The 22,556-nt window shown below is 72.7% G+C and carries 17 protein-coding genes and 1 pseudogene; 15 read left to right on the top strand and 3 right to left on the bottom strand.

Annotated elements, in window-relative coordinates; all coding sequences use genetic code 11:
- Nucleotides 1-62 precede the first annotated feature (62 nt).
- From HDA34_RS01475 to HDA34_RS01450, 6 genes are read left to right on the top strand one after another with little or no spacing between them, the layout of a single operon-like run.
- Nucleotides 63-2,936, top strand: coding sequence for a DUF4040 family protein (locus tag HDA34_RS01475; RefSeq protein WP_134377158.1), 2,874 nt, complete (start codon nt 63-65; stop codon nt 2,934-2,936).
- The gene (locus tag HDA34_RS01470; protein ID WP_010078750.1) at nt 2,933-3,364 is read left to right on the top strand and encodes a cation:proton antiporter subunit C; all 432 of its coding nucleotides are present in this window, start codon (nt 2,933-2,935) and stop codon (nt 3,362-3,364) included. The genes HDA34_RS01475 and HDA34_RS01470 overlap by 4 nt, the downstream gene beginning before the upstream one ends.
- Nucleotides 3,361-5,031 carry a monovalent cation/H+ antiporter subunit D family protein gene (locus HDA34_RS01465; RefSeq protein ID WP_010078749.1) on the top strand — a complete coding sequence of 557 codons (1,671 nt, stop codon included), beginning with the start codon at nt 3,361-3,363 and terminating at the stop codon, nt 5,029-5,031. Before HDA34_RS01470 ends, HDA34_RS01465 begins: the two co-directional genes overlap by 4 nt.
- 38 nt (nt 5,032-5,069) lie before the next feature.
- Complete coding sequence (locus HDA34_RS01460) at nt 5,070-5,504, top strand: Na+/H+ antiporter subunit E (RefSeq protein WP_010078748.1); 435 nt, start codon at nt 5,070-5,072, stop codon at nt 5,502-5,504.
- Nucleotides 5,501-5,785 (top strand): MrpF/PhaF family protein, encoded by a 285-nt coding sequence (locus HDA34_RS01455; RefSeq protein WP_010078747.1) that lies wholly within the window; start codon nt 5,501-5,503, stop codon nt 5,783-5,785. The genes HDA34_RS01460 and HDA34_RS01455 overlap by 4 nt, the downstream gene beginning before the upstream one ends.
- Nucleotides 5,786-5,798: 13 nt before the next feature.
- The gene (locus HDA34_RS01450; RefSeq protein WP_010078746.1) at nt 5,799-6,176 is read left to right on the top strand and encodes a cation:proton antiporter; all 378 of its coding nucleotides are present in this window, start codon (nt 5,799-5,801) and stop codon (nt 6,174-6,176) included.
- A gap of 31 nt (nt 6,177-6,207) precedes the next feature.
- Here the strand turns inward: HDA34_RS01450 and HDA34_RS01445 are convergent, their stop codons facing one another.
- Nucleotides 6,208-6,726, bottom strand: a complete 519-nt coding sequence (locus tag HDA34_RS01445) for a hotdog fold thioesterase (RefSeq protein WP_041102712.1) — start codon at nt 6,724-6,726, stop codon at nt 6,208-6,210.
- Between the two features lie 67 nt (nt 6,727-6,793).
- On the opposite strand from HDA34_RS01445, the gene polA reads away from it, so the two are divergent.
- The 3 genes from polA to rpsA all read left to right on the top strand — a co-directional run bounded on the left by polA (nt 6,794) and on the right by rpsA (nt 12,564).
- Nucleotides 6,794-9,607 (top strand): DNA polymerase I, encoded by a 2,814-nt coding sequence (polA, locus tag HDA34_RS01440; RefSeq protein ID WP_134377159.1) that lies wholly within the window; start codon nt 6,794-6,796, stop codon nt 9,605-9,607.
- The gene (locus HDA34_RS01435) at nt 9,591-10,964 is read left to right on the top strand and encodes a GNAT family N-acetyltransferase (RefSeq protein ID WP_134377160.1); all 1,374 of its coding nucleotides are present in this window, start codon (nt 9,591-9,593) and stop codon (nt 10,962-10,964) included. Before polA ends, HDA34_RS01435 begins: the two co-directional genes overlap by 17 nt.
- 142 nt (nt 10,965-11,106) lie before the next feature.
- A complete protein-coding gene (rpsA, locus tag HDA34_RS01430; protein ID WP_036315338.1) occupies nt 11,107-12,564 on the top strand; it encodes a 30S ribosomal protein S1 in 1,458 nt (485 codons plus the stop codon).
- A gap of 135 nt (nt 12,565-12,699) precedes the next feature.
- Here rpsA and HDA34_RS01425 read toward each other — a convergent pair whose 3' ends face one another.
- Nucleotides 12,700-13,917 carry a class I SAM-dependent methyltransferase gene (locus HDA34_RS01425; RefSeq protein WP_233437074.1) on the bottom strand — a complete coding sequence of 406 codons (1,218 nt, stop codon included), beginning with the start codon at nt 13,915-13,917 and terminating at the stop codon, nt 12,700-12,702.
- Complete coding sequence (locus tag HDA34_RS01420; protein ID WP_041102704.1) at nt 13,910-14,611, bottom strand: IMPACT family protein; 702 nt, start codon at nt 14,609-14,611, stop codon at nt 13,910-13,912. Before HDA34_RS01420 ends, HDA34_RS01425 begins: the two co-directional genes overlap by 8 nt.
- Before the next feature lie 154 nt (nt 14,612-14,765).
- On the opposite strand from HDA34_RS01420, the gene coaE (HDA34_RS01415) reads away from it, so the two are divergent.
- The 6 genes and pseudogenes from coaE (HDA34_RS01415) to HDA34_RS01390 form a co-directional block, all read left to right on the top strand.
- A complete protein-coding gene (gene coaE, locus HDA34_RS01415) occupies nt 14,766-17,135 on the top strand; it encodes a dephospho-CoA kinase (RefSeq protein WP_041102705.1) in 2,370 nt (789 codons plus the stop codon).
- The gene (gene coaE, locus HDA34_RS01410; protein WP_036315330.1) at nt 17,132-17,779 is read left to right on the top strand and encodes a dephospho-CoA kinase; all 648 of its coding nucleotides are present in this window, start codon (nt 17,132-17,134) and stop codon (nt 17,777-17,779) included. Before coaE (HDA34_RS01415) ends, coaE (HDA34_RS01410) begins: the two co-directional genes overlap by 4 nt.
- Before the next feature lie 37 nt (nt 17,780-17,816).
- The gene (gene uvrB / locus HDA34_RS01405; protein ID WP_100058001.1) at nt 17,817-19,946 is read left to right on the top strand and encodes an excinuclease ABC subunit UvrB; all 2,130 of its coding nucleotides are present in this window, start codon (nt 17,817-17,819) and stop codon (nt 19,944-19,946) included.
- 76 nt (nt 19,947-20,022) lie between these two features.
- Nucleotides 20,023-20,661 (top strand): SatD family protein, encoded by a 639-nt coding sequence (locus tag HDA34_RS01400; RefSeq protein WP_044658956.1) that lies wholly within the window; start codon nt 20,023-20,025, stop codon nt 20,659-20,661.
- Complete coding sequence (locus tag HDA34_RS01395) at nt 20,658-21,422, top strand: hypothetical protein (protein ID WP_122054304.1); 765 nt, start codon at nt 20,658-20,660, stop codon at nt 21,420-21,422. The genes HDA34_RS01400 and HDA34_RS01395 overlap by 4 nt, the downstream gene beginning before the upstream one ends.
- Nucleotides 21,423-21,498: 76 nt before the next feature.
- Nucleotides 21,499-22,470 (top strand): annotated as a pseudogene (locus tag HDA34_RS01390) (TerC/Alx family metal homeostasis membrane protein); the annotation flags it as partial.
- Between the last annotated feature and the right edge of the window lie 86 nt (nt 22,471-22,556).

Genomic DNA, 22,556 nt, shown 5'->3' with positions numbered 1-22,556 from the left:
GCGCGGCCACCCGCCGTGTGCGCCGTGTCCGTGACCGATCGACCCGAGCTGAGTGGTGTCCTGTGCTCCTGACCAGCCTCCTGCTGACCCTCCTCTCGGTGGTGGCGGCCGTCCCGGCCTCCCGCGCGCTGGGCAGGGACGCGGGCTGGGTCCTGGCCGCACCCCTGCTCGCCGCCGCCGGCGTGCTGGTCGCGGCGTGGACGGGCGACGTCCGGACGGAGCACCATCCGTGGATCCCGGCGGTCGGGGTGGACCTCGACCTCCGGCTCAACGGCCTGGCCCTGGTGTTCGCCACGATCGTCCTCGTCATCGGCGCCGCGATCCTCGCCTACTCCAGCCGGTACCTCGACCGGGACCGCACGGAGAGCCGCCCCGGCTCCTTCTACCTGCTGATGACCGCGTTCGCGGCGTCGATGCTGCTGCTGGTGCTCGCCGACAACATCGTGGTCCTCTTCGTCGCGTGGGAGTTCACCTCCTTCACCTCCTTCTTCCTCATCGGGCGCTCGGGGGACCATGCCCGCGACCCCGCGATCCGGACCCTGCTCGTGACCGTGGGCGGCGGCCTCGCGCTGCTGGCCGCCGTCGCCCTCATGGCCGTGCGGACCGGCACTGCCTCGCTGTCCGGGGTGTTGGCCTCGGACGTGTGGTCCGAGGCGGGCTTCACCACCACGGTCGCCGTCCTGCTGGCGGTGGCCGCGTTCACCAAGTCCGCCCAGTTCCCGTTCCAGGCGTGGCTGCCGGACTCCATGGTGGCCATCTCCCCGGTCTCCGCCTACCTGCACGCCGCGGCGATGGTCAAGGCCGGCATCTTCCTGCTGCTGGTGTTCAGCCCGGTCCTGGCCGGGAACCCGGTGTGGTCCGCGCTGTTGATCGGCTCGGGCCTCATCACGGCCCTGCTGGGCGCCGTCTCCGCGATCCGTCGCCACGACCTCAAGGGTCTGCTGGCCTACTCCACGATGAGCCAGTTGGGCCTGCTGGTGACCGCCATCGGCATCGGCACCCCCGTCGCGCTTACCGCGGCGATCGTGCACACCGTGGCGCACGCGCTGTTCAAGTCGGCGCTGTTCATGCTGATCGGCGTGGTCGACCACGAGGCCGGCACCCGCGACCTGCGAGAGCTCGCGGCCCGCCACGTGCGCATGCCGGTCACCGGCACGGCGATCGCCGTCGCCGCCCTGTCGATGGCGGGCATCCCGCCGCTGTTCGGCTTCATCTCCAAGGAGGGCCTGGTCGAGGCCGCTCTCGGGACCCCCGGTCCCGCATGGCTCCCCGTCCTCGTCACCGCCGGCATCGCCCTGACCTCCGTGTTCACCGTGGCCTACTCCGGCCGTCTCGTGCTCGGCGCCCTGGGCCTCTGGGGTCCAAGCCCGGACGGGGCCGCCCATTCGTGGCCGACCGGCCGGGAGGACGAGGTCCACGAGGCTCCTGCCACCTTCTGGGGCGTGCCCGTGCTGGCCGCGGCCGCGGGCGTGGCCCTGGGCCTGCTGCCCGGTGTGCTGGACACCCCCGTCTCCTACGCGGCCGAGGCCGCCTCCGGCGCGGAGGTGCACGCGCACCTGGCGCTGTGGCACGGCGTGAACACGGCCCTGCTCGTCTCCGCCGCCATCATCGTGCTCGGTCTGCTGCTGGTGGCCTTGCGCCGCCCGGTGGAGCGCGTGGCCTCCCACGCCGCCCTGCCGTTCTCCGCCCTGGATGCGGTGGACGAGGTTCGGCACCGGCTGATCGGCGTCGGCGCGGTCGTCTCGCGCGCCTCCGGCACCCTGGCTCCCCGCCCCCACCTCCTCATCCCCGCCCTGGTCCTGGGGCTCCTCGCCGTGGCCGGTGTCGCCACGATCGAGGATTTGCCCGCCGTCGTCGGCCAGCCCTCGCGCTGGCACGACTGGGTGCTGGTCGTCCTGGTGGGTGCCGGCGTGATCGCCACCATCCGCGCCAAGACGCGCATCGCCGCCATGGTGGTGGTCGGCGTCGTAGGGTTCGGCATGACCCTGTGGTTCCTCACCCTCGGCGCCGTGGACGTGGCCCTGACCCAGCTGATGGTCGAGGTGCTCACGGTGTGCGTCATGGTGCTGCTGCTGCGCCGCCTGCCCGCCCGCTTCAGCGACGAGCCGACCCCGCGCAGGATGCAGGCGGTCCTCGCCGCCTCCGTCGCCGGCGTCGCCGCGACCCTGGGCGTGCTCGCGTTCACCGGCCGCTCCAGCATGTCGGAGATCGCCCACTTCTACCTGACCCAGAGCTATGCCCAGGCTGGGGGGACCAACGTGGTGAACGTGATCCTCGTGGACTTCCGCGCCGTGGACACGTGGGGCGAGATGACCGTGCTCGGGGCGACGGCGCTGACCATCGCGGCCCTGTTGCTCAACCGTCGGCCGACGCCTCCACAGCCCTCCGCCGTGGACATGCGCTCCCCACTCGCCCACGTGCGCGAGAACCTCGTCCACATCCGGGTGTTCGGCCGTGTCTTCGGCGTGCTGATCATCCTGCTGTCCGCGTTCCTGCTGCTGCGCGGGCACTACGAGCCCGGCGGCGGCTTCATCGCCGCACTGGTCGCCGGTGCCGGCTACGCCCTGCTCTACCTGGCCGCCGACTCGGACACGGCCCCGGAGTTGCGGTGGCCGTACCTGGCCTTCATCGGCTCGGGCATCGCCGTCGGCACCGCGACGGGGATCGTCGGTTACCTCACCGGCAAGGGCTTCCTCGGAGCCGCGGGAGTGAAGGTCCTGGACTACGGGCTCTCCACCACGCTCGCGTTCGACATGGGCGTGTACCTGGCCGTGATCGGCCTGATCGTGGCCGCGTTCTCCCTGCTCGGCCCCGAGCGGCCGGGTGAGGACCCGCTCCGCGCCTCGAGCCGTGACCCCGGCGTCGCGCCGGCGGCCCCGTCCTCCGATCCCTCGGCCCCGACCACCACGACTGCACGAGAGGAGGTCACCCGATGACCGTCGCCCTTACCGTGGGACTTCTGACCTTCGGCGCGTTCTACCTGTTCTCCAAGCGCGAGCTGCTGCGCGTGATCCTCGGCATGGTCCTGCTGGGCCACGCCGCCAACCTGGCCATCATCGCCGCGGGCGGCACCGACCGCCGCGGGCTGCCCTTCGCGGGGACCTCAGACGTCGAGGTGCAGGCCGATGCCCTGCCGCAGGCCTTCGTCCTGACCGCTATCGTGATCGCCTTCGCGATCACCGTGCTGCTGCTCGCGCTGGCCGTCACCGGGCGCGCGGACGACGCGGTGGCCTCGCCGGGGGAGACCCGCGACTCCCTGGAGCAGGCCGCCGCCGACGCACGCTTCCCGCGCGAGGAGCGGCACGCCGCGGCCGGCCGGATCGCGCAGCACTACGCCGGCCAGGGCCCGGAGGTGCGTCGATGAGCGCCGTCCCGCTGGGCCAGCTGCTGCCCCTCTTCGCCGCCGTCCCGCTGCTGTCCGCCGGTCTGCTCGTGCTGGCGGGGGAGCGTCCCCGCCTCCACCGGGCAGTCCTGTTCGCGGTGCTCGGACTCGTCACCACCGGCGGGCTGGCCCTGGGCGTCCACGCCCTCGACGGGTCCGTGCTCGCCACCTCGCTGGGCGGCTGGCCCGGGGGCATCGGGATCGGCTTCGCAGCGGACATGCTGTCCGCCCTGATGCTCGTGCTCACGAGCGCCCTCACGATCGTGGGCGCGGCGTTCGCCTACGGCTCCCGCGTCGCTAACTCCCAGTTCTTCGCCCCGCTGCTCCTGATCCTCATCGGCGGAGTCAACGGCGCCCTGCTGACGGCGGACCTGTTCAACCTGTTCGTGTTCATCGAGGTCATGTTGGTGCCCAGCTACGGCCTCTACGTCCTCTCCGCCAACCGCCGTGAGCCCCTGCGCCGAGTGGACGGGGCGCGGCTGTACGTCACCCTCAACCTGCTAACCTCCACGATCCTCCTGGTCGGCGTCGGCTTCGTCTACGGGCTGACCGGCTCGGTGAACCTCGCGATGCTCGCCGGGTCCGCCGCGGCGGACCCACGCATCGCGATCGCCGCGGGCATGGTGCTGTTCGCACTGTCCATCAAGGCCTCGGTGGCCCCGCTGCACGGCTGGCTGGCCTGGGCGTACTCCTCGACCTCCCCGGCGGTGACGGCCCTCTTCGCCGCCCTGCACACCAAGGTCGCCGTGTACGGGCTCTACCGGATCTACTCCGTCATGTACGACGGCGATGCGCGTCTGCTGCCGCTCATCCTGGTCCTGTCCCTCGCCACCCTCGTGGTGGGTGCGCTCGCCTCGGTCGGTGAGCACGGTGTGCGCGCCGTGTTGTCGTGGCAGATGGTGAGCGGCATCGGCGGCATCCTCGTCGGACTCGGGCTCTCCACGCGCCTGGGTCTCGCGGCGGGCCTGTTCTACCTCGTGCACCACATGGTGGCGATGGGCTGCCTCCTGATGGCGGCCGGCGCGATCGAGGTGCGCTACGGCACCGGCCGTCTCGCGGACCTGCAGGGCCTGGCCCGGCGCGAGCCGCTGATCGCCGTCGCCTTCTTCGTGGGCCTGCTCTCCCTGGTCGGCATCCCGCCCTTCTCCGGGTTCGTGGGCAAGCTCATGCTCGTCAGCGCCGGCCTGGACGCCGGCCGCGGTGTCACCGCTGCGCTGGTGCTGGGCGCCTCCCTGGTGAGCCTGTGGGCTCTGCTGCGGGTGTGGGACGCCTGGTTCTGGGGCGCTCCGACGGCCCCACACGGGCACCGCGAGCGCCTGGCCACCGCGGCCATGCCCATCGTGGGCCGGGCGGGCTCCGTGCCGTCGCCCTCCGGCCGCGGCTCGAGCACCGACCACGAGCGCACCGAGTCGTGGGCCTCGCAGGAAACCCTCGATCCGCCCACGGGCGTGCTGCCGGTGACCGTGGATCCGGACGAGGACGTCACGCGCTCCCGCATCCCAGGCCGGCTGGCCGCCCCCGCCGTCGTCCTAGCTATGGCCACCCTCGCCCTCGGGCTCGGCGGTCAGGCCCTGTGGACCGTCACCGACCTCGCGGCTCAGGGCCTGATGGACCCCAGCAGGTACATCGAGGCGGTGCTCAACCCATGAGCACCGCACTCCCGCAGCCTCCGGAAGGAGACGCCCCCATGCACACCGTCGCCCCCGCCGACGGGACCGTCGACCTGGCGCCCGGCACGGCCTCCGCCGTGTCCTGGCCTTGGCGGTGGCTCGTGTTCTGGTGCTGGTACGCGTGGGCCCTGGTGACCTCTTCGAAGGCGGTCATCAAGGACCTCGTCACCCCCGGCGTCCAGGCGCGCTCGGGCATCGCCCGCGTGCGCAGCAACTGCCGCACGGACGCCGAGGTCACCCTGCTCTCGGCGCTGATCACCCTGACGCCCGGCACGTTGACGCTGGGCACCCGGCGTGCCGGCGCCGTCGGTGACGAGGACGGTGACCCGGACGCGCGGCGCCTGCTCTACGTGCACGGCCTGTACGCTGACGACGCCGACGCCCTGCGCGCGGAGATCCACGACATGGAGGCGCGCATGCTCCACGCGATGCGGAAGACGGGGGTGGCATGATGCCCTTCGCCTACGACTGGTCCCTGGTGGGGATCGACCTGGCCATCGCGCTGCTGACCGTGTCGGCGCTCGTGTCCGCGTACCGGATCGTGGTGGGCCCGCTCGACGCGGACCGCGCGGTCTCGGGCGACCTGCTCACGTTCAGCGTGCTCGGGATGCTCGTGCTGTTCGGCGTCCGGGCGGACAACCCGTGGACGTTCGACTTGGTCCTGATCGCCGCGGTCGTGGCCTTCCTGTCCGGCATGTCCCTGGCCCGCGCGCTCACGCGCGGCAAGCGTTGAGGAGGTCGCACCCGTGGACGTCGTCCTGACCGCCGCCGGCTCCGTGCTCGTGGTGATCGGAGCCCTTGCGTTCGTCACCGCGGGACTCGGTCTGATCCGGTTCCCCGACCCCTACACCCGCGTCTCCGCCGTGGGCACCGCCGGCGGCGTCGGGATGATCCTGATCGTGGTGGGCGCCCTGCTACTGGCCCCGGGGGTGGCCGCGTTCGTGAAGGTGGCCCTGATCGTGGTGCTGCAGCTGGGCTCGGCCTCGGTGGCCACCATGGCCCTGGGCCGCTCGGCCTACCTCACCGGGGTGCCCATGAACCCCGGGCACTACGACGAGCTCGCCGAGGATACCCCCGGCCGCGAGGGTGGCCGAGCGGCCCCGCGCCTTCCGGACATGGACTGAGGCACGGGCCGGCCCGCCCGGGCGGCGTGCCTCAGCGCGCGTCGAGGAGCATGTTCGTCATGCGCACGGTCGAGAGCCGCCGGCCCTGCTCGTCCATCATCACCACCTCATGGGTGACGAGGGTGCCGCCCAGGTGGACGGCGGTCGCGGTGCCGGTCACGAGGCCCGAGCGGACGGCCCGGTGGTGCGTGGCGCTGATCTCGACCCCGACGACGTTGCGGTCCGGCCCGGCGTGGATCTTCGCGGCCATCGAGCCCAGGGACTCGGCGAGGACGAGGTGGGCGCCGCCGTGCAGCAGCCCGACGGGCTGCTCGTTGCCCGCCACGGGCAGCGTGGCGACGGCGCGCTCGGCCGTGAGCTCGAGGAAGCGCAGACCCATCTTCTGGGCGAGGGGGCTGATCGCCGCGCCGCCGAGGGCGGTGACAAGCTCGGGCGTCAGACCGGCCTCGGCGCAGGCCGCCTCCAGCTCGGCGGGGCTCAGCTCGGGGGTGACGCCGGGGCGGTACACGCGCTCGGAGGCGGCGGGGGTGGTCTCGGTGTGCTCACTCATGAGCACTAGGCTGGCACACGCGACCGGCGCGCCCCGCGCCGCGCGCCGAGAGGAGACGTGAGCACCCATGGCGGCAGATCCGACCCCAGAGGCCCCGCAGCGGCTGCTGGTCCTGGACGGACACTCGATGGCGTTCCGCGCGTTCTACGCGCTGCCCGCCGAGAACTTCGCCACGGACACGGGCCAGCACACGAACGCCGTGTACGGCTTCACCGCCATGCTCCTGACCATGATCCGGCAGCAGCGGCCCACGCACGTGGCCGTGGCGTTCGACCTCTCCGGGCCCACGTTCCGCTCCGAGGAGTACGGTGAGTACAAGGCGGGCCGCTCCGAGACGCCCGCGGAGTTCGCGGGCCAGATCGAGCTGACCGTGAAGGTCATGGAGGCCCTGGGCATCCCCACGCTCACGCTGGAGGGCTACGAGGCCGACGACATCGTGGCCACGCTGTCCGCGCGCGCCGAGGAGGCGGGGTGGGAGGCCGTCGTCGTCTCCGGTGACAGGGACGCGTTCCAGCTCATCTCCGAGCGCACCACCGTGCTCTACCCCAAGAAGGGCGTCTCCGACATCCCGCCGATGGACGCGGACGCCGTCATGGCCAAGTACGGGGTCGCCCCCGCCCAGTACCCCGAGCTCGCGGCCCTCGTCGGCGAGGCCGCGGACAACCTGCCCGGCGTCCCCGGCGTCGGTCCCGGGTTCGCCGCGAAATGGCTGAAGCAGTACGGGGACCTCGACGGCGTGCTCGCACACGCGCACGAGATCACGGGCAAGAAGGGGGAGGCGCTGCGCGAGCATCTCGAGGACGTGCGCCGCAACCGCCGCCTCAACGCCCTCGTGCGCGACCTCGACCTGCCGATCGGGCTCGAGGCGATGCGGCTCGAGATGCCCGAGCGCGAGCCCGTGGAGGAGCTGTTCGACGCGCTGCAGTTCAACCGCATCCGGGAGCGCGTGTTCGAGGTGTTCGGCGAGCGGGTGGGCGAGGACGCGCCGCCCCCCGAGGTCGAGGCCGCCCCGGAGTTCACCGAGGCGACGACGGCCGAGGACGTGCGATCCTTCCTCGCCGCCGAGGCCGGCAACCTGCTCGGCGTCCACGTGGACGTCGAGGGCCCGGCCCTGCTGCCCCGCCGCAAGGTGCCCGTGCCCGGCACGTTCGGCACGCCCGTCGGCGTCGCGCTGGTGGGCGAGCACGCGGGCCTGCACGTCACCCTCGACGGCGACGCCCCGGACCCGGCGCTGGTGGCCGCCGTGCGCGAGGCCCTGGGCGAGGGCGGACTGGCCAAGGCCGTGCACGACCTCAAGCGCACGCTCAAGGCGCTGGCCGCGCCCACCGAGGGCGACGGGCTCGGCCCGGACGCGGCCCTGGACGGCGTGGTGGACGACGTGCTGCTCTCGGCCTACCTGATCCAGCCGGACCGGCGGGACACCTCGCTCGAGGCGCTGGCGGAGGCGCATCTGCACACCCCCCTCACCGCCCCGCGCGAGCCCGCGCAGCAGCGGGCGCAGGGGACGTTCGACCTCGACGGCGGGCAGGCCGCCGCCGAACGCGCGGACCGCGCCGCGGACGCCGTGCGGGCCGCCTGGGTGGTGCGCCGTCTCTCCACCCAGTTCACGCCCCAGGTGCTCGACCGCGGGGCCCAGCGGCTGCTGCAAGAGCTCGAGATCCCGCTCTCGCGGCTGCTCGCCCGGATGGAGCTGACCGGCATCGCCGTCGACGTCGACGCCCTGACCGGCCTGCGCGAGGACTTCACCGACGCCGCCGACGCCGCCAAGGAGTCCGCGTGGGCGTCCGTCGCGGAGGAGACCGGCGGGATGCAGGTCAACCTCGGCTCGCCCAAGCAGCTGCAGGAGGTGCTGTTCGAGCGGCTCAACATGCCGCGCACGCGCAAGACGAAGACCGGCTACTCCACGGACGTGGACTCGCTGCAGGACCTGCTCGAGCAGACCCGGCACCCGTTCCTCGAGAACCTGATGGCCCACCGTGACGCCACGAAGCTCCGGCAGACCGTGGAGGGGCTGCTCGAGACCGTCGCCCCGGACGGCCGCATCCACACCACCTACTCGCAGACCGCCGCCGCCACGGGCCGGCTGTCTTCGCTGCACCCGAACCTCCAGAACATCCCGGTGCGCACCGAGGCGGGCCGCCGCATCCGTGAGGTGTTCGTGGCGGACGAGGTGGCCGGCGAGCAGGCCGTGCTGCTCTCGGCCGACTACTCCCAGATCGAGATGCGCATCATGGCGCACCTGTCCGAGGACGAGGGGCTGATCCAGGCCTTCAGCGAGGGCGAGGACCTGCACTCGTTCGTCGGCTCGCAGGTGTTCGGCGTGGACCCGGACGACGTCACCGCCGAGCAGCGCGCCAAGGTGAAGGCGATGAGCTACGGCCTGGCCTACGGGCTGTCCTCCTTCGGGCTGTCCAAGCAGCTGAAGATCTCGGTGGACGAGGCGCGCGGCCTCATGAAGGGCTACTTCGACCGCTTCGGCGGCGTGCGCGACTACCTGCGCGACGTCGTCGCGCAGGCCCGACAGGACGGGTACACCTCGACGATCGAGGGGCGCCGCCGCTACCTCCCGGACCTCAGCTCGGACAACCGTCAGCTGCGGGACATGGCCGAGCGCGCCGCGCTCAACGCCCCCATCCAGGGCTCGGCCGCGGACATCATCAAGCGCGCGATGCTCGACGTGCAGGCCGGCCTCGAGGAGCACGGGCTGGCCTCGCGCCTGCTGCTGCAGGTCCACGACGAGCTCATCCTCGAGGTCCCGGCCGCCGAGCTCGACAAGGCCACGGCGCTCCTGAAGGAGCGGATGGGCCGGGCCGCCGAGCTCTCCGTGCCGCTCGACGTGCACGTCGGCCAGGGAAGGAGCTGGCATGACGCCGCACACTGACGCGCCGGAGGGTCCGTCGCTGCGGCGGCTGGCCGACGCCGCCGAGGACCGGCTCGGCGAGCACGGCCTCGCGCTGCGCGACCTCGGGGTCCTCGGCCCCGAGGACCCCGCCGCATCGCACTTCGCGGCCGCGGTCGAACGGGGCTTCTACGAGACGGTGCCCACGGGCGCCGCGCTCCGCCAGCAGCTCGAGGCCCACGCGGCCGACGGACGGCGCCGGCTCGGCGTCTACGCGCCGGGGGACGACCCGGCGGCCCGCCGCCCCGCCGCCACCTTCGAGGACTTCGTGCAGCCGCTGACCACGTGGCCCGGCCGCACCGTCGACGCCTGGCTGATCACCGACGTGACCGTCTCGCCGGACGCCCGCCGGCGCGGCGTGCTGCGGGCCATGATGCTCAGGTCCCTCGCGGACGCCCGCGACGCCGGCCTGTGCGCGGCCGCCCTGACCGCGACCGAGGCCGCCATCTACGGCCGCTTCGGCTTCGGGGCCGCCACCCGGTGGCACGCCGTGCGGATCGACGTCTCGGGCGCCCCCGCGTTCACGGGCGCCCCGGCCGGCGGGCGGGTCACGGTCGAGGAGCCGCGGGAGATCCCCGGCCTCGTGGACGAGCTGTACGGGCGGGTGCTGCCGGCCACCCCGGGCTCGGTCCAGCGGACCTCGTTCAGCGTGCCTCGCTGGGAGGACCGCGAGGCGAGTCGGAACGAGGGGCGCGGCTCGGGGCTGTACGCGGCGGTCCACCGCGACGACGACGGGCGGGTCCAGGGCGTCGCGCTGTATCGGTTCGAGGGCTGGGAGAAGGAGCCGCCCACGATCACCGTCACCGCGTTCCTCGCGGCGACCGCCGACGCGCGGCGCGGGCTCGTCCACCACCTGGCCCGGCTGGACCTGGTCGAGCGGATCGAGTGGGGCCGCGCACCCGAGCCCGGTTGGCTCGAGGCGCTCTTCGTCGACGAGCGGCGGGTGAGCCGGCACCGCGGCTCCGACGACCTGTACCTGCGGGTCCTGAACCTGCCCGCCGCCATGGCGGCCCGTGGCTGGGCGGGCGACGGGGAGGTCGTCGTCGCCGTCGAGGACGCGCTCGGCGCGATCGACGGGACGTGGCGGCTCACCGTCCGCCAGGGGCGCGGCGCCGCCGAGCGGCTGGGCCCCGCGGCCGACGCCGTCCGCATGGGCGCGGGGCTCCGGCTCGACGCGGCCCGGTTCTCCGCGCTCTGGCTCGGCGGGCACTCCCGCGGGGCCGGCGCCGCGGTGCTGGCGGAGGCCGGTGTCGTGGCGGAGCTGCGGGCCGGCGCGGCGGAGGCGTTCGACGGGCTTGTGCGACCCAGCCGACCCCTGCACACCCTCGTCGGCTTCTGATACGCTGGACGAGCACATTCGTGCGCGTTTGATACATGTCCATCACGACCCACGCCGGGTGGGGCCCCTCTGGTGCCCGGATGCCGCCCACCGGCGGCATCGATCCCGACGTGACCCCCGATCCCAACGGAGTCCCTCCTACATGACCACCACTTCCAACGCCCCGCAGGTCGCCATCAACGACATCGGCTCTGCCGAGGACCTGCTCGCCGCCATCGACGCGACCATCAAGTACTTCAACGATGGCGACCTCGTCGAGGGCACCGTCGTCAAGGTGGACCGCGACGAGGTCCTGCTCGACATCGGCTACAAGACCGAGGGCGTCATCCCGTCCCGCGAGCTGTCCATCAAGCACGACGTGGACCCGGACGAGGTCGTGGCCGTGGGCGACACCGTCGAGGCCCTGGTCCTCACCAAGGAGGACAAGGAGGGTCGCCTGATCCTCTCGAAGAAGCGCGCCCAGTACGAGCGCGCCTGGGGCGACATCGAGAAGATCAAGGAGGAGGACGGCGTCGTCGAGGGCACCGTCATCGAGGTGGTCAAGGGCGGCCTCATCCTCGACATCGGCCTGCGCGGCTTCCTCCCGGCCTCCCTCGTGGAGATGCGCCGCGTGCGCGACCTGGCCCCCTACATCGGCCAGAAGCTCGAGGCGAAGATCATCGAGCTGGACAAGAACCGCAACAACGTGGTCCTGTCCCGCCGCGCCTGGCTCGAGCAGACCCAGTCCGAGGTCCGCTCCAACTTCCTCCACAAGCTGGAGAAGGGCCAGGTCCGCAACGGCACCGTGTCCTCCATCGTCAACTTCGGCGCCTTCGTGGACCTGGGCGGCGTGGACGGCCTCGTGCACGTCTCCGAGCTGTCCTGGAAGCACATCGACCACCCGTCCGAGGTCGTCGAGGTGGGCCAGGAGGTCACCGTCGAGGTCCTCGAGGTGGACATGGACCGCGAGCGTGTCTCCCTGTCGCTGAAGGCGACCCAGGAGGACCCGTGGCAGCTCTTCGCCCGCACCCACGCCCTCGGCCAGGTCGTGCCGGGCAAGGTCACCAAGCTCGTGCCGTTCGGTGCGTTCGTCCGCGTGGAGGACGGCATCGAGGGCCTCGTGCACATCTCGGAGCTGGCCTCGCGCCACATCGACACCGCCGAGCAGGTCGTGTCGGTCAACGACGAGCTGTTCGTCAAGGTCATCGACATCGACCTCGAGCGTCGCCGCATCTCCCTGTCCCTCAAGCAGGCCAACGAGGGCGTGGACCCCGAGGGCACCGAGTTCGACCCGGCGCTCTACGGCATGGCCGCGGAGTACGACGAGGAGGGCAACTACAAGTACCCCGAGGGCTTCGACGTCGAGACCAACGAGTGGATGGAGGGCTTCGAGACCGAGCGCGCCGCCTGGGAGCAGCAGTACGCCGACGCTCAGGCCCGCTGGGAGGCCCACAAGGAGCAGGTGCGCCGCTCCCTCCAGGAGGAGGCCACCGCCGGCGCCGACGCCGGTGCGGGCCTGGGCGGCTCGTCCTACTCCTCCGAGGCCCCGTCCTCGGACGGAGGCACCCTGGCCTCCGACGAGGCCCTCGCCGCCCTGCGCGAGAAGCTCACCGGCAACTGATCGCCGCCGTGCGTGGTCGTCCCTGACGGCCCGCGCCGAGCACCCGACGCCCCGTCCCTCCCTCCGGAGGGGCGGGGCGTCGTCGTGTCCCGGGGGACTGGCCGCGGGGGAGCGGACGGGACCCGGCGGCCGCGCTCAGCGGCGCTCGGAGACCGTCACGGTGAACGTGCGGTCGCGCGCCGTCTGCCGAGTCGGCCCGACGAGGTCCTCCAGCACCGACCGGTACCGCAGGTGCGAGTTCCAGACGCACCACAGCCGGCCGCCCGGCTCCAGCACCCGCGCCGCGGCCGCCACCAGCCGGTGCGCCACGGAGGGGTCCACGGCGTTGCCGTCGTGGAACGGGGGATTCAGGAGCACGCACTCCTCCTCCCCGTCCGGCCACGTGGCCAGCGCGTCGTCGCGCACGGCCCGGACGCGGTCCGCCACGCGGTTCGCACGGGCCGTGGCCAGCGTCGAGGCCACCGCCACGGCGGACTGGTCGGTGGCCACCACGGTGACGTGCGGCCACAGCCGCGCTGCCCCGACCGAGAGCAGCCCGTTGCCGCAGCCCAGGTCCACGACGCGCCCCGGCGGGCGCGGGTCGTCGGCGAGCGAGGCGAGCAGCAGACGGGAGCCCGGGTCGGCGGCGGCTCCGCCGAAGGTGCCGGCGTGGGCCACCAGGTGCAGGCGCCCCACGCCGGGGACGTCGCGGTCGGCCTCCTCCGGCGGCCGGGCGGTCACGCCGGGACGTGGGCCCCGGGCCGTGAGCACGCGCGCCTTGCGGCGTCCCCGTCCGGCGACGACGTCCTCGAACGCCGCGCCCAGCACCGCGTTCATGCGCGGACTCATGTGCTTGTCGCGGCCGCCGGCCAGCAGGACCACGCCGGGGTCGGCGGCGGCCGACACGATCCGGGACAGCCGGTCGAGCTCGTCGAGCGAGCGGGGCAGCGGCAGCAGGACCGTCCGGGCGCCCCGGGCCGCCTCCTCAGGCGTGGCCGTTCGCTCGAGCTCGCCCGTCTCCCCGCCGAGGCGACCGGCGGCGCGCCACGCGGCGAGGTTCGCGTCCAGCGAGCGCTCGGCGGAGGCGTCGTCCTGGTGGATCCGCACGTCGTGGCCGGCCGTGAGCAGGGGCAGGGTCAGCGCGCCGTGCCGGTCCTCCAGGACGGCCACCGGGCCGGGGACGTGCCCGCTCGCGATCCACCCGGCCAGGGTGTCGAGCAGGAGCAGGTCCGCCGCGTCGTGGGCCTGGCGGTCGGGCTCGGTCGGCAGCGGCCACCGATCCAGCGCCGCGAAGTCCACGCCCGCGGTGAGGTCGTCCGGCAGCCCGCCACGGGCGACATCGGGGGTGACCCCCCGGGGCAACGGCTCACTCATGGTCCACCCAGTCCTCTCCGATCCGTTCCGCACGCCCCGCGCCGGCCGTGACGTCCGCGAGCCGCGCCGCGAACGCCGCGCGGGCCTCCTCGGTGTCCGGCACGCCGACCGTCAGGCGGACCGCCGCGGCGCCGTAGCTCGCTTCCAGCACCGACACGCCCGCCGCGCGCAGCTCGTTCTCCCACCGGCCGGCGTCGGTGTGGGGCGCCTCCACCGCGAGCAGGGCCAGCCGGGAGCGGGTGCGCAGCGGGGCGGCGTCGAGTGCCCCGGACACCGAGTCCGAGTAGGCGCGCACCAGGCCCCCGGCGCCCAGCTTGATCCCCCCGAACCAGCGCACGACGACGGCGCACACGTCCGTCAGGTCGGTCCGGCCCGGCGCGGTCTCGCGCTGGAGGACGGCCTCGAGCATGGGGACGCCGGCCGTGCCGGCGGGCTCGCCGTCGTCGCTGGAGCGCATCCGGTCCCGGGCGGGGCCGAGGACGAACGCGCTGCACACGTGCCGCGCGTCGTGGTGCCGGCGCCGCAGGACGGCGACCATCTCGCGCGCCTGCGCCTCGTCCTCGACGCGCCCGAGGTAGGTGAGGAAGCGGCTGCGGCGGATCTCCACCTCCCGTTCCAGCCAGCCGTCGGGGTCGCGGGCGGACGCCGGCAGGACCGTGCAGCGCGCGGTCGGGGCGGGGGCGGGATCGGGCATGACCCCACCCTAGGGGCTGGCCGAGGACGGGCACGCCGTCGAGCCCGGACGTGAGCTTCGGTACAGTGGAAGACCGTGCCACCCGGCACCGGCCCACCGGTGAGCGAGCACGCGTGCCGCCGCGGGCCTCCCACGACCCTGTCCCGGGAGACTCATGACTTCCCCGCTCACTCGCCTGCACGACACGTTGGGGCTCCGCACGAGTCCGGCGATCTTCTTCGGCTCGGCCGCCGCGGTCGTGCTCTTCACCGCCGCGATGGGCCTGTTCCCTGGCCCGGTCCAGGCGGCCTTCGGCGTGGTCTCGAGCTGGCTGCGCTACGACGTCGGCTGGATCTACACCCTCAGCCTGACCCTGCTGGTGGCGTTCCTGTTCATCCTCGCCGTGACCCGGTACGGCCGGGTCAAGCTCGGCGACGACGACGCGGTGCCGGAGTACTCCGGCCTGACCTGGTTCGGCATGATGTTCGCCGCCGGCGTCGGCGCGGTGCTGATGTTCTGGGGCATCGCGGAGCCGATGAACCACTATGCCAACCCGCCCATGGCGGGGACGGAGCCGTTCTCCGACCGCGCGGCCTCGGAGGCCATGGCGATCGCGAACTTCCACTTCGGCATCCACATGTGGGCGATCCTGCTCGTCCCGGGCCTGTGCTTCGGCTACTTCACGTACAAGCGCAAGCTGCCCCCGCGCGTGTCCTCCGCCTTCCAGCCCCTCCTCGGCGATCGCATCCACGGCCCCATCGGCAAGACGATCGACATCATCGCCGTGGTCTCCACCGTGTTCGGCCTCGGCGTGTCCGTGGGCCTGGGCGCCCTGCAGATCAACGCGGGCATGAACTACGTGCTGGGCACCCCCGTGGCCGGCTGGGTCCAGGCGCTCATCCTGGCCGTCGTCACCGCCGTGGGCACGGCCTCCGTGCTGGTCGGCATGGACAAGGGCGTCAAGCGGCTGTCCTACGCCAACATCCTGCTGGCGATCGCCCTGCTCGTGTACGTCCTGATGTGGGCCGTCTCCAGCATGGACGTCATCCGCGGCACCGTGCAGGCGATCGGCGAGTACGCCTCCATGCTGCCCGTGCTCTCCACCTACAACGACACGTACAACTCGGGCCAGTGGTCCGGTGACTGGACCGTTTTCTACTGGGCCTGGACCGTGACGTGGGCGCCCTTCGTGGGGATGTTCTTCGCCCGCATCTCACGCGGCCGCACCATCCGCTCCTTCATCATGGCCGGCCTCGGCCTGCCCACGGCGTTCGTCATCATCTGGATGGGCATCTACGGCTACTCCGCGTTCCAGTCGGACCGCGCCACCGCGCCGGCGCCGGGCCAGGGCGGTGACCTCACGCAGACGATCGTCACCGACGGCAACGTCCAGGCCGCCCTGTTCCAGCACCTGCAGGGCACGCCGCTCTACACGGTGGCCGCGGTCGTGGCGCTCGTGGTCATCACGCTGTTCTTCATCACCTCGATCGACTCGGGCGCGCTCGTGATGGACGCGATGGCCAATGGCCACGAGGATGCCGCGCCCCGCCGCCAGTCCGTGTTCTGGGCCGTGTCCATCGGCGCGGTCTGCGCGGCCATCATCCTCACCGCGGGCGAGAACGGCCTGGCGGCGCTGCAGGAGGTCATCATCGTGATCGGCCTGCCCATCCTGCTCATCACCGTCACGCAGGCCGCACTGCTGCTGCAGGCCCTGCGCGAGGACGCGGGTGCCGCGCGGCCCATGCGGACCCGCCAGTGGAAGCAGGTGCTGCCGGTCGAGGAGTACCGCCGCCGCGCCACCGAGGACGGCGTGGACGTCTCGGACTTCGTGATCCGCCCCGAGTTCGAGGTCGGCACCGAGCCGGAGAACGACACGCACACCCCGAAGACGTGGCACCAGCAGCGCATCGACGCGGCCAAGGCCCTCGTCACCGTCGGCCTGACCGGCGGCATCGCCGCGGGCCGCACCGAGGTCGGCGCGGAGCTCGAGCGGCTGGGCGCCGTCGTCGTGGAGTTCGACGACCTGATGGGGGAGATCCTCGTGCCCGGCAACCCCGTGCTCGAGGAGCTCCGCTCGGTCTTCGGCGAGGACATCGTCCGCGCGGACGGCACCCTGGACGCGCGCACCCTCAACCGGCTCACCACCGAGAGCTCGACCGCCCGGACGCGCATGTACGAGATCGTCTCCCCGGCGGTGCGCGACGAGGCGAACCGCCGGGCCCGCGAGATCGGCGAGGACTCCGTGCTGGTGGTCGACCTGGCCCTGCTGGCCGAGACCGGCTCCGGACAGGACTTCGACCAGGTGCTGGCCGTCTCCGCTCCCGCCGAGGTGCGCGTCGCCCGGCTCATGGAGTCCCACGACATGACCCGCGAGCGGGCCTGGGCCTTCATCGACGAGGAGGCGGCGGACGAGGAGCGGGCCGAGATCGCGGACACCGTGATCGAGAACGACGGCTCGCTCGAGGACCTGCAGGAGGCCGTCCGGGCATACTGGGAGGCCAAGATCCAGCCTCAGCTCGAGGCCGCCCGAGGAGAGCGCGTATGACCGAGACCGACCCGGTGGCCGAACGGCCGCGCGTCCATGTGGGCCTGACCGGCGGGATCGCCGCCGGCAAGTCCGCGGTGGCCCGTGTCCTGCAGGAGCGTGGCGCGCTCCTGGTGGACTCGGACGCCCTCGCCCGGCTGGTCCTCGAGAAGGGCACCGACGGGCTGGCCGCCGTCCAGGACGAGTTCGGGGACCGCGTCATCACCGCGGACGGTGAGCTCGACCGCGTCGAGATGGCCCGCATCGTCTTCGGGGACGAGGGCGCCCGACAGCGCCTGAACCGCATCGTGCACCCCCGGATCCGGGCTGCGGCCCGGCGCATCGTCGCCGAGGCCGGGCCGGACGCCGTCGTGGTCCAGGACGTGCCGCTGCTGGTGGAGACCGGGCAGGCGGACGCGTTCGACCTCGTGATCGTGGTGGAGGCCCCGCTCGAGGAGCGCCTGCGCCGGATGGTGGAGGACCGCGGCATGAGCCGCGCGGACGCCGAGGCGCGGATCGCGGCCCAGGCCACGGACGAGCAGCGGCGCGCCGTCGCGGACGTGGTCATCGTCAACGACGCCGACCTCGAGCGGCTCGCGTCCGTGGCGAACCAGGTGTGGGACCGGTTCCTCGCCCCCGGCGCGGCTGAGCCCTCGGCGGACTGACCGCCGGGGTGTCCGGGGCGCGACGTAGGGTTCTGCCATGAGCCTGGCCCAGAAGATCAACCGCGTCGTCGCCCCGTTCGAGGTCATCTCCCCCTACCAGCCCTCCGGTGACCAGCCGAAGGCCATCGCCGAGCTCGCCGAGCGCGTGGAGGCGGGGGAGAAGGACGTCGTCCTGATGGGCGCCACCGGCACGGGCAAGTCGGCGACGACGGCGTGGCTCGTCGAGCGCCTCCAGCGGCCCACGCTGGTGATGGTGCAGAACAAGACGCTCGCGGCGCAGCTGGCCAACGAGTTCCGGGAGCTGCTGCCCAACAACGCGGTCGAGTACTTCGTCTCCTACTACGACTACTACCAGCCCGAGGCGTACGTCCCGCAGACGGACACCTTCATCGAGAAGGACTCCTCCATCAACGAGGAGGTCGAGCGGCTGCGCCACTCGGCCACGAACGCGCTGCTGACCCGGCGGGACGTGATCGTGGTGGCCACCGTCTCCTGCATCTACGGCCTCGGCACGCCCGAGGAGTACATCGAGCAGATGGTCACCCTGCGCCGCGGTGCGGAGATGGACCGGGACGTGCTCCTGCGGCGGTTCGTGCAGATGCAGTACGTGCGCAACGACGTCGACTTCCACCGCGGCACCTTCCGGGTGCGGGGGGACACCGTGGAGATCATCCCCATGTACGAGGAGCTCGCGGTGCGCATCGAGTTCTTCGGGGACGAGATCGAGTCCATCCAGACCCTGCACCCGCTCACCGGCCAGGTGGTGCGCGAGGAGGAGGAGATGTACATCTTCCCGGCCTCGCACTACGTGGCCGGCGACGAGCGCATGGGCCGGGCGATCACCACCATCGAGGACGAGCTGCGGGAGCGGCTGCAGGAGCTGGAGTCCCAGGACAAGCTGCTCGAGGCGCAGCGGCTGCGCATGCGCACCACGTACGACCTCGAGATGATGCAGCAGATGGGCTACTGCAACGGCATCGAGAACTACTCGCGCCACATCGACGGCCGTCCCGCCGGCTCCGCCCCGCACTGCCTGCTGGACTACTTCCCGGACGACTTCCTGCTCGTGGTGGACGAGTCCCACGTGACCATCCCGCAGATCGGCGCGATGTACGAGGGGGACATGTCCCGCAAGCGCACCCTCGTGGAGCACGGCTTCCGCCTGCCCTCGGCCATGGACAACCGCCCGCTGAAGTGGGACGAGTTCCTCGAGCGGATCGGGCAGACCGTGTACCTCTCCGCGACGCCGGGCGCCTACGAGCTCGGCCAGGCGGACGGCTACGTCGAGCAGATCATCCGGCCCACCGGGCTGGTGGACCCGCAGGTGGTGGTCAAGCCGACCGAGGGGCAGATCGACGACCTGCTCGAGCAGATCCGCGTGCGCACGGCCAAGGACGAGCGCGTCCTGGTGACCACGCTGACCAAGCGCATGGCCGAGGACCTCACGGACTACCTGCTCGAGGCGGGGGTGAAGGTCGAGTACCTCCACTCGGATGTGGACACGCTGCGCCGCGTGGAGCTGCTGCGGGAGCTGCGCAAGGGCACCTTCGACGTGCTGGTGGGCATCAACCTGCTGCGCGAGGGCCTGGACCTGCCCGAGGTCTCGCTCGTGGCGATCCTGGACGCGGACAAGGAGGGGTTCCTGCGCTCCACCACCTCCCTCATCCAGACCATCGGCCGCGCCGCCCGCAACGTCTCCGGCGAGGTCCACATGTACGCCGACAACGTCACGGACTCCATGCGGCGGGCGATCGACGAGACCGAGCGGCGCCGGGCCGTGCAGATCGCGTACAACGAGGAGCACGGGATCGACCCCCAGCCGCTGCGCAAGCGCATCGCGGACATCACGGACCAGCTGGCCCGGGAGGACGCGGACACCGCCGACTTCCTCAAGGGCATGGGCGGCGTGAAGTCCGGGTTCGACTTCGGCATGGGCCACCGAGGCCTCAGCTCGCTGGACCGGGACGCGACCACAGGGGAGGGCACCGAGGCTCCGGCGGTGGACCCGGCGTCGCTGCCCGCCAAGGACCTGGCCGATCTGATCGAGCAGATGTCGAAGCAGATGCACCAGGCGGCGGCGGACCTGCAGTTCGAGCTCGCCGCCCGCCTGCGCGACGAGGTCGGCGAGCTCAAGAAGGAGCTGCGGCAGATGAAGCGGGAGCAGTGACCACCCGGCATGATGCCGACCCAGGGTGTTATGAAAACACTGATGAATGTCGTCATATCAGTGATAGTGTGACGCCATGAGCGCAGCACCCCCGGTCGCGGCCGTGATCGCGGACATCGTCGGCTCCCGCGCCCTCCCGGACCGGGAGCGCGCGCAGGAGCAGATCCTGGCCGCCTTCGCGGCCGCGGAACAGGACGTCCCGCCGCTGCGCCCCGCCTGGGCCAGCGTCGGCGACGAGTTCCAGGCGCTGCACCGCACCTGGCCGGACGCGCTCCGGCTGACCGTCCGCGTCACGCTCGCCCTGCCCCCGGGCCTCGACCTGCGCTTCGGGATCGGCCTGGGGCAGCGGCGGGCCCTGGACGCCGGCGGAGACGGCATCGAGGACGGCACGGCCTGGTATCGGGCCCGCGAGGCCGTCGAGCACGCGCACGAGCGGGCCGCCGGCGCCGCGACCGCCTTCCGTGCCGCGGACCCGTCCCTCACCGCCGCCGTGGACGGGCTCGCCCTGCTGCGCGACCACGTCCTCGGCCGGCTCAAGGCCCGCGAACGCCGGATCGCCGCAGCCCTGCTGGGCGGGGCGACCCAGGCGGAGGCCGCACGGGCGGAGCGGATCACGCAGTCCGCGGTGTCGCAGACCGTCGCGCGGTCCGGGATCGGCCGGCTGCTCGAGCTGGACGCCGAGCTCGCCGCCGCGGCGACGGAGGTCGCGCCGTGACCGCCCTCGCACTGCTCGCCCTGGGGCTGCACGACCTGCTCGACGCCGTCCTGCCCGGCGCCTGGCCCGCCCCACGGCGGCGGTGGCTCGCCCGGGCCGGCGCGGCCGTGGCCGCCGTCCTCGCCGCGGTGCTGGTGGCCGTGCTGGCGCCGACCGGCGTGGCCGTCGCGGTGGGCGGCGGCCTGGTGTCCCTCGGCCTGCTGATGGGCTGGACGTGGCTGCACCCGGACCGGCCGCTCGGGGTGGTCGCGGTGGTGGCCGTGGTCGGCCTGGTGGCCGTGCTCGAGTCGACCCTGGCGCCCGCGGGCCTGCGCTCCGCGCCCCCGGCCCTCACGCTGTTGGCGGTGGCGCTGGCCCTGACCGAGACCGGCAACCGGGTCACCCGCGCGGTCCTCGCCCTGGCGGGCCGGCCCGCCGACGGAGGCGACGAGGAGGCGGAGGACCCCGCGGCGGAGCCCACGACCGTGCCGTCCGCCGCGCCCACGGACCCCGCGGCCGACGGCCTGCGCGGCGGTCGCTACATCGGGCCCATGGAGCGACTGCTCATGGTCGTCCTGGGGCTCGCGCAGGCCTATCCGGTGATCGCGGCCCTGATGGCGGCCAAGGGCATCGTGCGCTTCCCGGAGATCTCGGCGGACCGCGGCGCCGGCTCGCGCGCGGAGGAGTTCCTCATCGGCTCCCTCGCCAGCTGGGGCCTGGCCGCCGCCGGCGCCGTCGTCGTCTGGCTCGCCCTCGGCTTGACCGCCCCCGGCGCAGCCTGAGACCGGGCCCACCCGCATCCGCGCGCGGGACCGCACCCGTCTAGACTGGCGCGGCCCCCACGAAAGGAACCCCTCCATGGACGTGCTCAGTCCCGTCTTCGAGATCACGACCCTTGTGGTCCTCGGCGTCATCCTCCTGCTCGACCTGCTGTACGTCGCGCGCCGCCCCCACGAGCCCTCCATGTAGGAGGCCGGCCTGTGGATCGGGTTCTACGTGGCGCTGGCGCTGGTCTTCGCGGGGCTGCTCTTCGCCCTGGGCGATGCACAGCACGGCACCGAGTTCCTCGCCGGCTGGGTCACCGAGTACAGCCTCAGCGTGGACGACCTGTTCGTGTTCCTCATCATCATGGCCACGTTCCAGGTGCCCCGCCGCTACCAGCAGGAGGTGCTGATGGTGGGCATCATCATCACGCTGATCGCCCGCGCGGTGTTCATCGCGGTCGGCGCCGTCGCCATCGAGCACCTGACGTGGGTGTTCTACATCTTCGGCGCCTTCCTGCTCTGGACCGCCTGGCAGCAGCTCAAGGACGACGGCGAGGACGAGGAGTCCGAGCCGGGCGTCGTGGCCCGCCTGACCCGCCGCCTCAACGTGGCCCCCGACTACGACGGCAACCGACTGCGCACCACCGTGGACGGCCGGCGCATGTTCACCCCCATGGTGGTCGTGTTCATCACGATCGGCCTGACGGACGTGATGTTCGCGGTGGACTCCATCCCGGCGATCTTCGGCCTCACCCAGAACTGGTTCATCGTCCTGACCGCCAACATCTTCGCCCTCATGGGCCTGCGCCAGCTCTACTTCCTGCTGGGCGGGCTCATGGACCGTCTCGTGTTCCTCAAGCACGGGCTCGCGTTCATCCTCGCCTTCATCGGCGTCAAGCTCGTCTTCCACGCCCTGCACGAGAACGAGCTGCCCTTCATCAACGGCGGCCACCCGGTGACAGCCGTCCCGGAGATCTCCACGTTCGTCTCCCTCGGCGTCATCGTCGGCACCCTGGTGCTGGCCACCGTGGCGTCGCTGACCCGCGGCCCGCACCAGCGGGCCCGACGACGCCCCGCTCCGCCCGCCGCGGGTCGGGGCGTCGTCGTGCGACCGGGTAGACTGACCGGCGACGTAGGGGAGTATCCCGAACA

This window comes from Micrococcus luteus (genome assembly GCF_014138885.1).
Taxonomy (GTDB): Bacteria; Actinomycetota; Actinomycetes; order Actinomycetales; family Micrococcaceae; genus Micrococcus; species Micrococcus luteus.
This window is presented reverse-complemented; position numbering and strand designations above follow the sequence as displayed.